At 31.0% G+C, this 14,283-nt stretch carries 12 protein-coding genes and 1 tRNA gene; 7 read left to right on the plus strand and 6 right to left on the minus strand.

Annotation, left to right across the window (positions count from 1 at the left end; genetic code table 11):
- The first annotated feature begins 170 nt into the window (after window positions 1-170).
- The 4 genes from GQS58_RS11300 (at window position 171) to GQS58_RS11315 (ending at window position 3,784) form a co-directional block, all read left to right on the plus strand.
- Window positions 171-1,037 (plus strand): M23 family metallopeptidase, encoded by an 867-nt coding sequence (locus GQS58_RS11300; RefSeq protein ID WP_166385912.1) that lies wholly within the window; start codon window positions 171-173, stop codon window positions 1,035-1,037.
- Window positions 1,037-2,536, plus strand: a complete 1,500-nt coding sequence (locus GQS58_RS11305; RefSeq protein ID WP_166385913.1) for a GH3 auxin-responsive promoter family protein — start codon at window positions 1,037-1,039, stop codon at window positions 2,534-2,536. Before GQS58_RS11300 ends, GQS58_RS11305 begins: the two co-directional genes overlap by 1 nt.
- Before the next feature lie 204 nt (window positions 2,537-2,740).
- The gene (locus tag GQS58_RS11310; protein ID WP_166385915.1) at window positions 2,741-3,190 is read left to right on the plus strand and encodes a 6-pyruvoyl trahydropterin synthase family protein; all 450 of its coding nucleotides are present in this window, start codon (window positions 2,741-2,743) and stop codon (window positions 3,188-3,190) included.
- An 84-nt stretch (window positions 3,191-3,274) separates the two neighbouring features.
- Window positions 3,275-3,784, plus strand: a complete 510-nt coding sequence (locus GQS58_RS11315; protein ID WP_166385917.1) for a hypothetical protein — start codon at window positions 3,275-3,277, stop codon at window positions 3,782-3,784.
- A gap of 52 nt (window positions 3,785-3,836) precedes the next feature.
- On the opposite strand, the gene pth is transcribed toward GQS58_RS11315, so the two are convergent.
- The 3 genes from pth to GQS58_RS11330 all read right to left on the minus strand — a co-directional run bounded on the left by pth (window position 3,837) and on the right by GQS58_RS11330 (window position 6,160).
- Window positions 3,837-4,466: an aminoacyl-tRNA hydrolase gene (gene pth, locus GQS58_RS11320; RefSeq protein WP_166385919.1), complete on the minus strand. Its 630-nt coding sequence runs from the start codon at window positions 4,464-4,466 to the stop codon at window positions 3,837-3,839.
- A 129-nt stretch (window positions 4,467-4,595) separates the two neighbouring features.
- A complete protein-coding gene (locus tag GQS58_RS11325; RefSeq protein ID WP_166385921.1) occupies window positions 4,596-5,198 on the minus strand; it encodes a 50S ribosomal protein L25/general stress protein Ctc in 603 nt (200 codons plus the stop codon).
- A gap of 20 nt (window positions 5,199-5,218) precedes the next feature.
- A complete protein-coding gene (locus tag GQS58_RS11330) occupies window positions 5,219-6,160 on the minus strand; it encodes a ribose-phosphate pyrophosphokinase (RefSeq protein ID WP_166385923.1) in 942 nt (313 codons plus the stop codon).
- A gap of 125 nt (window positions 6,161-6,285) precedes the next feature.
- On the opposite strand from GQS58_RS11330, the gene GQS58_RS11335 reads away from it, so the two are divergent.
- Window positions 6,286-6,367 (plus strand) — tRNA-Leu (locus GQS58_RS11335).
- Window positions 6,368-6,488: 121 nt separating this feature from the next.
- Here the strand turns inward: GQS58_RS11335 and GQS58_RS11340 are convergent.
- Window positions 6,489-6,962 (minus strand): Lrp/AsnC family transcriptional regulator, encoded by a 474-nt coding sequence (locus GQS58_RS11340; RefSeq protein ID WP_166385925.1) that lies wholly within the window; start codon window positions 6,960-6,962, stop codon window positions 6,489-6,491.
- A 167-nt stretch (window positions 6,963-7,129) separates the two neighbouring features.
- Between GQS58_RS11340 and GQS58_RS11345 the strand changes: the two genes are divergently transcribed.
- Window positions 7,130-8,278, plus strand: a complete 1,149-nt coding sequence (locus GQS58_RS11345) for a histidine decarboxylase (protein WP_166385927.1) — start codon at window positions 7,130-7,132, stop codon at window positions 8,276-8,278.
- Between the two features lie 98 nt (window positions 8,279-8,376).
- On the opposite strand, the gene GQS58_RS11350 is transcribed toward GQS58_RS11345, so the two are convergent.
- Window positions 8,377-8,913, minus strand: coding sequence for a gluconate 2-dehydrogenase subunit 3 family protein (locus tag GQS58_RS11350; protein ID WP_166385941.1), 537 nt, complete (start codon window positions 8,911-8,913; stop codon window positions 8,377-8,379).
- Between the two features lie 2 nt (window positions 8,914-8,915).
- A complete protein-coding gene (locus tag GQS58_RS11355; RefSeq protein WP_166385943.1) occupies window positions 8,916-10,613 on the minus strand; it encodes a GMC oxidoreductase in 1,698 nt (565 codons plus the stop codon).
- Window positions 10,614-10,874: 261 nt separating this feature from the next.
- Here GQS58_RS11355 and GQS58_RS11360 point away from each other — a divergent pair, with 261 nt between their 5' ends.
- Window positions 10,875-14,234, plus strand: a complete 3,360-nt coding sequence (locus tag GQS58_RS11360; protein ID WP_166385945.1) for a glycoside hydrolase family 2 TIM barrel-domain containing protein — start codon at window positions 10,875-10,877, stop codon at window positions 14,232-14,234.
- The last annotated feature ends 49 nt before the right edge of the window (window positions 14,235-14,283 follow it).

A 14,283-nucleotide genomic window follows, 5' to 3' on the forward strand; every position in this document is an offset into this window, starting at 1 on the left:
AAAAAAAAAAAAAAAAGAACATACAACCTCTGTTACCTAAAGAAGTTTGGGAATATATAGATGAAATGAACTTCTACAATAAATAATTAAATTACATTTATATCGTTCATAGACACAATACGCTCTATGAGGGTTTCGTTGTATATTTACTAAACATCAAATAAATATTTGTGGCTAAAAAGGATAAAAAAAAGGGAAAACTAAAACAAAAACTAACTGATAAATACAGGTTGGTTGTTTTAAATGAAGACACTTTTGAAGAACGTTTTTCATTAAAATTATCAAGATTAAATGTATTTGTTTTGGGTGGTTTTTTTTCTATACTATTAGTAGCTGGCACCATTTTATTAATTGCTTTTACGCCTTTAAAAGAATACATACCGGGCTACTCATCTACTACTTTAAAAAGAAAAGCCGCCAATTTAACTTTTGAAGCAGATTCTTTAAAAATTAAATTAGCCATTTTAGAAAATTACACAAAAGCATTAAGACCTGTTTTAACAGGAGAAATTCAACCAGAAAGTATAGATTCTGTGCAAGCGGAAGCAAGACATCGTTTTATAGATGAAAGTGAGTTGGCTGCCACAAAAGAAGATTCTTTATTTAGAGAAAAAATAGAGAGTGAAACACTGTTTTCTATTGAACAAAATGCAAAAAGCAATATTAAAATTGTCTTTTTTGCTCCTTTAAATGGTACCGTATCTCAATCTTTTGACGCTACCTCTAAACACTTTGCTGTAGATATTACCGCAAAAACCGGAACCCCCATTAAAGCAACCGCAGATGGTACCGTTATTTTTTCTGGTTGGACTACAGAAACAGGCTACGTTATCATTTTAAAACACGCTAAAGATTATATTTCTGTTTATAAACACAACGGAAATTTATTAAAAGAACAAGGAGACTTTGTAAAATCTGGTGAAGTAATTGCTACTGTAGGTTCTACTGGAGAATTAAGTACAGGACCTCATTTACATTTTGAACTTTGGAACGGTGGTTATACCGTAAACCCAACAAATTTTATAGATTTTAAATAATGAGCATTAAATCATTTTTTGCGATTCCGTTTGCTAAAATTGCAACAAAAAAAGTTTATAAATGGGCCAATACCCCACATAAAACACAAGAAAAAGTTTTTAAAAACTTAATTTCTAAAGGAAGTAAAACAGCTTTTGGAAAAGATCATAATTTTGATACTATTTCTAATTATGATGATTTTAAAAAACAAGTTAAAGTTACAGATTACGAAGGTTTAAGACCTTACGTAGATAGAATTGTAGCTGGAGAATCGGATGTTCTTTGGACAGGAAAACCTCTATACTTCGCAAAAACTTCAGGCACAACTTCTGGCGCAAAATTTATTCCTATTACCAAAGATTCTATGCCCACACATATTAAGGCTGCAAGAAATGCTTTGTTATTTTATATCAAAGAAAAAAACGACGCCAGTTTTGTAGATGGAAAAATGATTTTCTTACAAGGAAGCCCTGTTTTAAGTGATAAAAACGGCGTAAAACTAGGTAGACTAAGCGGTATTGTAGCACATTATGTACCTCAATATTTATTAAAAAACAGATTACCAAGTTGGGAAACTAACTGCATAGAAGATTGGGATACCAAAGTAAATGCTATTGTAGAAGAAACCATTAATGAAGACATGTCTGTTATTAGCGGAATTCCTTCTTGGGTGCAAATGTATTTTGAGAAATTAATTGAAAAAACAGGTAAATCAGTTTCAGAACTGTTTCCTAATTTTAATTTCTTTATTTACGGAGGCGTTAATTTTGAACCTTATAAAAATAAGTTTGAAAGTTTAATTGGTAAAAAAATCGATTATATAGAATTGTATCCAGCATCAGAAGGGTTTATTGCCTATCAAGATTCTCAGACAGAAAAAGGAATGTTGTTACAATTAGATTCTGGTATTTTCTATGAGTTTATTCCTGCGGATGAATTTTTTAATGAAAACCCAACAAGAATCTCTTTAAAAGATGTAAAAATGGGCGTTAATTACGCCATCATTTTAAACACAACAGCAGGTCTTTGGGGTTATAATATTGGTGATACGGTAGAGTTTACATCAACAAAACCTTATAGAATAAAAGTTACCGGTAGAATAAAACATTTTATATCCGCCTTTGGCGAACATGTTATTGGTAAAGAAGTAGAAAAAGCTTTAAACGATGCAATAACCGGCACAAACATAAATATTAGTGAGTTTACGGTAGCACCACAAGTAAGTCCAGAAAGGGGATTGCCCTATCATGAATGGTTTATAGAATTTGAAAATGAACCAGAAAATATAGAAGAGTTTGCTACCAAAATAGACATCTCTATGCAGGCTCAAAATATTTATTATATAGATTTAATTGAAGGAAAAGTTTTACGTCCTTTAATAGTTAGAAAAGTAAAAAAAGGTGGTTTTCATGAATATATGAAATCTATTGGTAAATTTGGAGGACAGAACAAGATTCCGCAATTATCTGACAACAGAAAAATTGCAGATGTTTTAAATAATTTTTTAATTAAAGAGTAATAAACACAAACAAAATGGGAGGAAATTTTTTATTTTTAGGATTGGCAGTAGCTTTAGTTATTGTTTACTTTTACAACAAATTTAGAAACAGAAGATAATTAGAATACTTTATCTTTTCGAACAAAGAATGACGAGAAACCTCAGATTAATTAGATTTCTCTATCGTTCCTTATTTTCGAAATAGCAAACTAATAAAAAACACAAATGAGTACAATTAGAATTACAAAACAATTTAGCTTTGAAACTGGCCATGCCTTATATGGTTATGATGGTAAATGTAAAAACGTTCACGGACACTCTTACAAACTTTCTGTAACCGTTTCTGGAAAACCAATTAAAGACAATAACAATGTGAAATTTGGTATGGTGATTGACTTTGGAGATTTAAAAAAGATTGTAAACGAAGAAATTGTAGATATTTTTGACCATGCAACCGTATTTAATAAAAACACACCGCATGTAGATTTGGCTAAAGAACTAATAGACAGAGGCCACCATGTATTATTGGTAGATTACCAACCAACAAGTGAAATGATGGTAATAGATTTTGCCGAAAAAATTAAAAATAGGCTCCCTAAAAACATCAAACTTCATGCTATAAAACTGCAAGAAACAGACTCTAGTTTTGCAGAATGGTATGCTAGTGAAAATTAACATTCTGTAGTTAAAAAAGCGCTATTTTTTAATAGTAGCATTTTAAATTATAACTTATCTTTGCCAAAAAAAAATCAATATATTATGAAATTATTAAAATCATTTTTAATCTTATTTATCGCAATCTCTATTACTAGCTGTAGTAGTGATGACGACAACAATTCTTTTGAGTTAGTAGCAACCAATTTAGTTGGTAGTTATAACCTTACAGCTTATAAATCTGTAGAAACAGAAATAGCAACAGCTTCTAATGGTAATGAATCTACACTTTCGACAACTACAAAAACAGGAAGTTCTTTTAAAGTAGTTGTAGAATTAAAAGCAAATGGAACATATAGCATTGATGGAAATTTTATATTAACACCAAATAATGGTGAACAAAATGTAGAAATTATTGCTTCTAGTGGAAATTACTCTTTAAACGCAACAGATAAAAAAATTACTCTTATAGCTTCTGAAGACGGAGCTTTTGTTGGTGGCTCTTTTGATATTAAATCTTTTAATGAAGATAAAATGGTACTAAAACAAACAGTTGAAGGAACAGGTGACGTTAGAATAGATTCTATTACAGACATTACTTTAGAAAGAAATTAAAAAAGTAAGTAAACTTTAATAAAAAAAGGTATCTAGAAATAGATACCTTTTTTTATTTTCCGTTAAACGTATTCATAGTATTATTTAAACCCGCAGTACCAAAAGAAGCAATTACTTTAGCCGATGTTGGCAAACGCTCTATTAATTCGCTGGTTTCTTCTTTATTCCATTCACCAAGCACATAATCTACTTGCCTACCTCTACCGTAATTACCACCAACACCAAATCTAAAACGAGCATATTGCTGGGTATTTAATTTTTCTTGAATATCTTTTAAACCGTTATGTCCGCCAGCAGATCCTTTTGCTTTTACACGAATTACTCCAAAATCTATATTTACATCATCTGTAACTACTAAAATATTTTCTACAGATATATTTTCTTTATCCATCCAATACTTTACTGCCTTTCCACTTAAATTCATAAATGTACTTGGTTTAAGTAAAACAAATGTTCTTCCTTTAAAACGGAAAGTAGCTACATCTCCAAGCTTTTCTGTTTCAAAAGTTGCGTTGTGTTCTTCTGCAACCTCATCTACAATTTTAAACCCAATATTATGACGTGTATTTGTATATTGTTCACCAATATTACCTAATCCTATAATTAAAAATTTCTTCATCAACTTTTCTTTAGCTTCAACTTTAATACCAAATATTTCAGAAAAAAAGTTTGTAAAATTCATTCTTCAAAAATAAGAAGAATTAAATAAATTTAGATTGCCTAATTATAATTATAAGGTTTAAAATTAAATTTATGGCAAAAAAAAAGCGTTACAAATTTGTAACGCTTTTTATAATTTATGTTGCAAAAATTATTCTGCTGCAGCTTCTGTTGCTTCTGCTTCTTCTTCATCATCTTCAGAAACAGTTGCGTTACGAGAAGTTCTTACTTGAACAACAACCGTATTGTCTGGGTGCATAAATGTATACCCATCTGTTGCTAATGATGTTACTGTTAATTTATTTCCAATTTTTAATTTAGAAATATCTGCAGTTACAAAATCTGGTAAGTTAGCAGGTAATGCTTTTACTCTTAATTTACGGTTTGTAAAACGTAAAGAACCACCATTTAATACCCCTGGAGAAGTACCAGTTAATTGTACAGGAATCTTCATTGTAATTTCTTTATCATCAAATAATTGATAAAAATCTACGTGAATAATTTTGTCTGTTACCGGGTGAAACTGAATGTCTTGTAAAACTGCTGGTATTTTAACCCCATCAACATCTAAACTTGCTGTATACACATTTGGAGTGAATACCAACTTTTTAAACGCTTTTTCTTCTGCTGAAAAATGTATTGGGTTTTCTCCTCCGTATATAACGCAAGGAACCATACCAGCATTACGTAAGGCTTTAGTTGCTACTTTACCTACGCTTTCTCTTTTTGATCCTTTAATTGAAATTGATTTCATTACTTTTTTGTATTATTTATTTACATTAAAAATTGTCCACTAATTGAAGTATTGTCTTGCACTTTGTGCATAACATCCGCAAATAATGGCGCGCAAGATACCACTTTTATTTTAGATGTCTCCTTTTTTAACGGAATAGTGTCTGAAACAATCAATTCTGTTAATCCTGAGTTTTCTATTTTTTCATAAGCACCACCAGAAAGTATAGGATGTGTACAGATTGCTCTTACACTTAATGCACCCCTTTCCATCATTAAATTGGCTGCGTGTGCTAATGTACCTCCAGTATCAATCATGTCATCTACTAAAATTACATTCTTTCCTTTAACGTCTCCAATTAACTCCATGTGCCCAATTTGATTGGCCTTAATACGTTGTTTATAACAAATAACAACATCACATTGCAAGTGCTTAGAGTATGCATAGGCTCTTTTAGAACCTCCCATATCTGGAGATGCAATTGTTAAGTTGTCTAAATTTAAGCTATTAATGTAAGGCATAAAAATAGTTGATGCATATAAATGATCTACAGGTTTTTCAAAAAACCCTTGAATTTGGTCTGCATGTAAATCCATCGTCATAATTCTAGTTGCTCCAGCAGATTCTAAAAGTTTTGCAACTAATTTTGCTCCAATAGCAACTCTAGGTTGATCTTTTCTATCTTGTCTAGCCCAACCAAAATATGGCATAACTGCTGTTATGTGTCTTGCTGATGCTCTTTTTGCTGCATCACACATTAACAACATTTCCATTAAATTGTCTGCATTCGGAAATGTAGAACCAATAATAAAAACACGTCTTCCACGAACAGATTCTTCAAATGCTGGCTGAAATTCTCCGTCACTAAAGTAAGTTGTTTTAACTTTTCCTAAGGTTGTATTGTATTCTTTTGCAATTTTTTCTGCCAAAACGGTGCTTTGTCTGCAAGCAAAAAGTTTTGGGGCTAACTGATTTGTAGGCATTTAGTTGTTATTTTTTGTTGTGTTGTTGTATCCTCACAAAAGTAGAATTTATTTATTGACTTTGAAATATATTTATAGACTTTAAAATAAAATAATTTTATACATTTGCAATCTTATTAATACTTGCTCAAGTGGCGGAATTGGTAGACGCGCTGGATTCAAAATCCAGTTTTTTCGGAAGTGCGGGTTCGATTCCCGCCTTGAGTACTAAAAAAACCTGTTAATCAAACGATTAACAGGTTTTTATTATTTACAATCATATTTTAAAACAGCATACTCAAACCCGAACAGCCGCAAAGACCTGATTACCAACACAACACATACATCGTTATTTTTTCTTTATAAACGAATCTAATTCATAAGCGGTGCTATCTTTAACAGAATCCATTACAAAAGAACTTTGTATGGTTAAAATACCCCCCACTAAAGATAATTTTTCATTAATAAATTCATAAAATTCATCAATATCTCTAGCAGATACCTTCAATAAGAAATCGAAATTTCCAGAAACATGATGACATTCCATAATTTCAGATAACAAAAGCACCTCATCTTTAAAATTATTTATCAATTCTTTTTGATGTTTAGCCAACGTAATTTGACAATATGCAATTACCTTTCTGTCAATTTTAGTTTTATCAAGTAAGGCAACATATAATTTTATTATTTTACTTTGTTCTAATTTTTTAATTCTCTCGTAAGTTGGCGTTACACTTAAGCCTATTAAACTCGATATTTCTTTTGTATTTAGCTTCGCATCTCTTTGAAGATGCATCAAGATCTCTTTATCTATTTTATCCATTCTAGATTATTTTTCCAAATTTTCATTATATCAGAAGAAGTACAGTAATAAAAAACTGATATTTTATGTAATATAGATTAATTTTCTTAATTCAATTATATATCAGAATAAAAACACTACATACTATACATTTACAGTGTTAAAAAGCTTAAAAAAAACCTTATAGTATGGAAATTAATACTGTGCAAGACGAACAAATACAAGATCTTCTAAAAAAAGTAAAACAAGCAAGAGATACTTTTCTCGGTTACCCTGTTTCTAAAGATTTTGACTTTTCTGAATTAAATGAATTCTTAAAATACCCTATAAATAATTTAGGCGACCCATTTGAAGATAGTACCTATAAAGTGCATACACACGAAATGGAAAAAGAAGTAATTAACTTTTTTGCGTCCTTTTTTAGAGCCAACCCAAAAGATTATTGGGGTTATGTAACTAATGGAGGCTCAGAAAGCAATCTGTATGGCTTATATATTGCAAGAGAATTATACCCAAAAGCAATGGTGTATTATTCAGAATCTACACATTATAGTGTAAAGAAAAATATTCATCTATTAAATATTTCTAGTATTACCATTAGATCACAAGAAAATGGTGAAATAGATTATCAAGATCTAGAAAGCACGCTTCAACTTAATCGTCATATACCTGCTATTATTCTTACAACATTTGGCACAACGATGATGGAGGCCAAAGATGATGTATCTAAGGTAAAAGGTATTTTAAAAAAATTAGCCATTCAAGATCATTATATACATTGCGATGCTGCTTTGTCTGGTTGTTATGGTCCATTTATAGAACCTCGCATTCCTTTTGATTTTCAAGACGGAGCAGACAGTATATCTATAAGTGGTCATAAATTTATTGGATCTCCTTTTCCATCAGGTGTAATTATAACCAAACGGACTTTAAAGGATCGTATTTCTAAAGGGATTTCTTATATCGGTTCTTATGATACTACTATTACAGGCTCTAGAAATGGCCATAGTCCGCTTTTTTTATGGTATGCTATAAAAAAACTAGGCATAGAAGGACTAGAAAAGCGTTACCAGCATTGCGAAGAAACAGCCAGTTATTGCGTAGACAGATTAACAGCATTAGGTATAAAGGCATGGAGAAATGAAAAAGCAATTACAGTTGTATTCCCTAAAGTATCCCAAGCTATTAAAGAAAAGTGGCAGTTAGCAACAGAAGATGTTAGTCATTTAATTTGTATGCCCAATGTTACCAAAAAACAGATTGACGAATTTATTGAAGACCTTATGATAGAGAATGCGTTAGAAGAAAATAAAATATTAAATAATATACTCTGTTAATAATAAGGTTAAAACTAAAAAATATAAAAAAGTAAAATCATATTTAAAAAAATTAGTAGTAGAGAAAGTTCTTTTTATAATTTTTACAAAGGCAATATCTAAACCGGTTTCTCATAATATTCTGAAGTACAATACCCAAGTAAGCAATAATACCGAACGTTTGTAAGAAAATAATAATTTAGATATTTAGATTTCTGATTTTCATCAACCAAAGAAAAATCTTTTTCTAACAAAGTAAAAACAGCTTCCTCTTTTTGCTTCGATATTGAAAAGTATTTCTCTACTATTTTTTGAATATTACTTGTATTCACTTTTAATATTTCTTGATTAAATAAACGCTGATAGTTTTTTTCAAATTCTAAATATCCAGCTATAAAAAGCTGCTTATTTTCTTTAGAAACTGTATGATATAGCATTTTATCGATAAACGAAGTATAGTGAATATTAACATTAGAAATTGGTAAAACAACAGCCACCAAATGATTCATCACTAAAGATTGTTCTTTTGATAAAAACAGATAATTAACATCAACTTTATCTGAAGTACAAGATGCAAAAATACTAAGTATAGATGGCGTAATTACAAAACCACCAATAGCCAAAGACATGCTTTTTAACGCTTTTCTTCTATCCATAATTAAGCATTTTGTTTTTTAAATAGTTGTATTGCATGGTGTGCCGCTCTTGCTGTTAACGCCATATAGGTTAAAGACGGGTTTTGGTTGCCAGTAGAAGTCATGCAAGAACCATCTGTTACATAAACGTTTGGCACATTATGAACTTGATTATTCTTATTTAAAACGGACGTTTTTGGATCATTCCCCATTCTTGCTGTACCCATTTCATGAATGGCGTGTCCTGGCACAAAAGCATCTTCAAACCCTTTTACATTAGCAAAACCAGCTTTTGTAAGCATTTCTATCGCTTCCTTTTTCATATCTACTCTCATTAATTTTTCGTTCTCTTTAAACTCGCAATCAAATGTAATTGTAGGCAAACCCCATTCGTCTTTTTTGTGATAATCTAAAACCATTTTATTTTCGTGATACGGCAAACATTCTCCAAAACCAATAATTCCAATTCGCCAAGGTCCTTGCTTTTTTAGATTTTCTTTTAAATCTAAACCAAAACTTAATTCTTTAATATGGTGTCTCCAATCTCTTCTGCTTGCTGCTCCTTGAAAAGAATAACCTCTTAGATATTCTTTTTTTGATGCTTTATCTCCTAAATTTTGAAAACGGACTATATGAAAACTGGTGGGTCTAGTGTTTTTATAACCAACATCTTTAAACCCATTATAAATTGCGGTGGCTCCCACTCTAAAATGATGGTCCATTAAATTATGACCTAACTCGCCAGAATCGTTTCCTAACCCGTTAGGAAAACGTGCCGATTTAGATTGCATTAAAATACTGGTCGATGCAATTGTAGAAGCACAACAAAAAATAATTTCTGCATAAAAAACGTGTACTTCTTTGGTTAGTGCATCTATAACTTTAACTCCGGTTGCTTTCTTTTTATCTGCATCATAGATAATTTCATAGACAATGGCATTGGGTCTTAACGTCATATTACCCGTTTTATTCGCTGCTGGTAATGTTGATGCATTACTACTAAAATAACCTCCTAACGGACAACCTCGCATACACCTATTTCTATGTGCACAAGTATGCCTGTTTTCATAAACAGTATCTCCAGTAATATTAGCAAACCTACCCATGGTTAAAAACCGATTCTTATAATTTTCACCAATCTGGTTTTTAAATTCTTGCTCTACACAATTTAACGGAAAAGCGGGTGTAAAATGGCTATCTGGCAATTGCGGCAAGTTTAAAGCCTCTCCACTTACGCCAATAAATTTTTCTACATAGGTATACCAAGGGGCAATATCTTTATATCTAATAGGCCAATCTACAGCTATATTTTCCTTTTTGTTTGCTGTAAAATCTAAATCACTTAACCGCAACGCTTGTCTGCCCCAAGTTAAAGAACGACCGCCAACATGGTAGCCTCTAATCCAGTCGAATCTTTTGGTTTCGTTATAAGGATGTTTTAAATCATTTACAAACCAATGTTTGTAGGCTTGCTTAGTTACAAAGCCTGTTCTAGCCTGCTTGCCTTGTTTTTTTAAATCTTCGTTAGAAGTCTGATCTCTAAAATCTAATTCCCAAGCTTCTTTATTGGCTGTTTTGTAATCTGTAATATGCGTTATATCTCTACCTCTTTCTAATACCAAAGTTTTTAAGCCTGCCTCACAAAGTTCTTTTGCGGCCCATCCACCAGAAATTCCGGTTCCTATTACAATGGCATCAAAAGTATTTTTGTTGTTCTTCATATTTTTTTATCTGTTGAATATGCTTTCTTAATCTCAACTTACAGGAAATTAATTTACCAAAAACGTGTGTTTTCTAAAGTTGATTAAAATTAAAAGCCAAATATAAGAAGTGATAGAGGGTAAAATTCCGTCAGAAAAGTAGCCTAATTCGTTTTTTAGTTGATATTACATTTTTTTTCTTTAGAATTGCTACCCAAGCAATAAAGGCAATAATCTTCTCCAATTTAGAAAATGAAAACTATGTTTAAAAAAATTCCCATTATGAGTTCTAAAAAATTAAATTATTTAAATTTTAAAGGCACTTTTTTTATTGCGATGTTATTATTAACCAATTCTTTTTGGTCTCAAAAACTAAACCCTATTACCGATTATAAGAGCTACATAGAAAATGAAAAAGTTATTTCTGAAAACAAATTAGATACACATAGTTCGTTTACCTCTTTTACTTCAGAAAAAAAGGCGTTGTCAAATACAGAAACATATACACAGAGTTTAGATGGTGATTGGAATTTTAAATGGGTAAAAAATCCTAAAGACAGATCGGTAACTTTTATGAATCCTGATGAAGATATTACAGATTGGGAAACGATAAAAGTACCTTCTAACTGGGAAATAGAAGGTTTTGGAATTCCTATTTATGTAAATCATCAATATGAATTTGCAGATTATAAAGCTCCCATAGCAGAAGATATGGAACTTATAAATGGAGTATACCCGAAAAACCCAGGTAATGTACCAGATAATTACAATCCGGTTGGTTCTTACAGAAGAACATTTAATGTGGCATCTAGCTGGGGCAATAAAGAAATGTTCTTACAGATAGGTGCAATGAAATCTGGTGGATTTGTCTGGATAAATGGCAAATATATTGGGTATTCTCAAGGGAGTAAATTACCAGCAGAATTTAATATTACCGAAGCAATAAAACCAGGAAAAAACACCATTGCAATACAAATTTTTAGATGGACGGATGGTTCATATTTAGAATGTCAGGATTTCTGGAGAATTAGCGGAATTGAACGTAGTGTTTATATTTATGCACAACCTAAAACACGTATTCAAGATATTGAAGTGAAATCGGTTTTAGATAATGCTTACCAAACGGGTGTCTTTGAAGCAACGGTATCTTTAGAAAATCACACTTCAAAAAAACAAAAAGTTAGTATTCATTATAAAGTTTTAAATGATAAAAATAAAGTAGTTCTTTCTAATGAACTAAAAACAGATGTTTTAAACAGTAAAAAAGGTGTTGTTAATTTTAATGGATTAATTAATAATGTAAAACAATGGAGTGCAGAACACCCAAACCTGTATACATTACTTGTTGAATTAAAAGATAAAAAAGGTAAAACGTTGGAAGTAATTCCGCAAAAAATAGGTTTTAGATCTGTAGAAATTAAAAATGGATTGCTTTTGGTAAACGGGCAACGAATTACATTGAAAGGGGTAAATACACAAGAACATAACCCAGAAACGGGACATGTAGTGCCAGAATCTCAAATTTTAAGAGACATTCAACTTTGGAAAGAAAATAACATTAACGCAGTTCGTTTAAGCCATTATCCGCAACAAAGAAGATTTTATGAGTTGTGTGATGAATACGGAATTTATGTTGTTGATGAAGCCAATATTGAGTCTCATGGTATGTATTATGGAGAGCATTCTTTGGCTAAAAAAGCAACTTGGGAAAATGCCCATGTAGACAGAATGGTTAGAATGGTACAGCGTGATAAAAACCATGCATCGGTTATTATTTGGTCTATGGGAAATGAAGCTGGTAACGGTATTAATTTCTATGCTGGTTATAAAGCGATAAAAGCACAAGATGCTACAAAAAGACCTGTACAATATGAGCGACCATATAAAGAAGAAGATGGTAGTATTTTAGATATGGATTGGAATACAGATATTATTGTTCCTCAATATCCGTCTCCAGCAACCTTTGAGTACATCGGAAAACACAAAACAGATCGCCCTTTTATACCAAGTGAATATGCCCATGCAATGGGAAATAGTACAGGTAATTTTCAGGATTATTGGGATATTATTGAGCAATATGATAATTTACAAGGAGGTTTTATCTGGGATTGGGTAGATCAATCTATTTGGAAAAAAAATAGTAAAGGTGAAAAATATTATGCCTTTGGTGGTGATTATGGCGAAAATATGCCAACAGATAATTCTTTTTTAAACAACGGAATTGTGTTTCCAGACAGAACACCTCAACCTGCTTTATATGAAGTTAAAAAAGCGCATGAGTTTATCAACTTTAAAAATAGTGGCTATACCAAAAAAGATCAATTAAGAATTTTTATAGAAAACTTATACGATTTTACAAATTTAAACGCATTTGATTTTATTGCAAAAATTAAAGCTGATGGAAAAGTTTTAAAAACAATAAAAATTAATTCTATAGATGTAGTACCACATATTGGTAAATTGGTAAGAGTAGATTTAAGCGATGTAAAATACACAGAAAACACAGAATATTTTCTTGAGATAAGTGCCTTAACAAAAGAAACATGGGGAATTTTACCAAAAGGATTTGAAGTTGCACACGAGCAATTTAACCTAACCAAAAAGTATCAAAAAAGTGTTTCTGAAATTAAAAATTCAACAACATTAAACATCGATAAACAAGCAAACGGAATTAAGGTTTCTAATAATAATATAGACGTTTATTTTAGTAAAGATAAAGGAAGAATAACAACTTATAAATACAAAGGAAAAGAGTTGTTAAAAGAAGGAAAAGGGCCAAAACCTAATTTCTGGAGAGCCGTTACAGATAATGATTTTGGAAGCCAAATGCATATTAAAAATATAGAATGGAAAAAAGCTTCCTTATTTTCTAAAGTAGTAAAATTAGAGGTGTCTACCTTAGACAACGGTAGTGTGTTTTTAAATGTAGTTTATAAATTACCAGGCGTAGAAACTACATTTGTTTCTAAGTATACAATTTACGGAGACGGTGTTGTAAAAATAGATAATACCCTAAATACTACAGAATATGGAGCAGATTTACCAAGAATTGGTATGCGCATGCAACTTTTAAAAGAATATGAAAATATGACTTTTTTAGGTAGAGGGCCTTGGGAAAATTACCAAGACAGAAATAATGCAGCATTTGTAGCTATTTACCACTCTAAGGTAAAAAATCAATACGTACCTTATATTAGACCTCAAGAGAACGGCTACAAAACAGATGTCCGTTGGGTTGCCTTAGCAAACACGAATAATACGGGTTTATTAGTTGTTGCAAATAACATTAAAAAAGGATTAGGTATTAGTGCTTTACACATGCCAAATGAAGATTTTGATACTACTGCAGGATTATCTTATGGAGGAAACACTAAAATTAATAAAGAGTATCAAATAGATGGAATTCCAAAAATAAATGCTTCTAAACATACCATAGATATTAAAGAACAAGATTTAGTACAATTAAATATAGATTTAGCACAACGTGGTGTTGCTGGAGATGATAGTTGGTACTCTAAACCACAAGAAAAATATTTAATTAAGGGCGATAAAAAACATAACTATAGTTTTTATTTAATTCCTTTTAAAAATAGTGATGAAGATGCTTTGATAGAAAAAAGCAAAATGTATATAGAAGAGTGATTTTATTATAAGAATAAAACTTCAAAGGCTTTAAAACCTTTGAAGTTTC

Source organism: Polaribacter sp. 11A2H, from assembly GCF_011379025.1.
GTDB lineage: Bacteria > Bacteroidota > Bacteroidia > Flavobacteriales > Flavobacteriaceae > Polaribacter.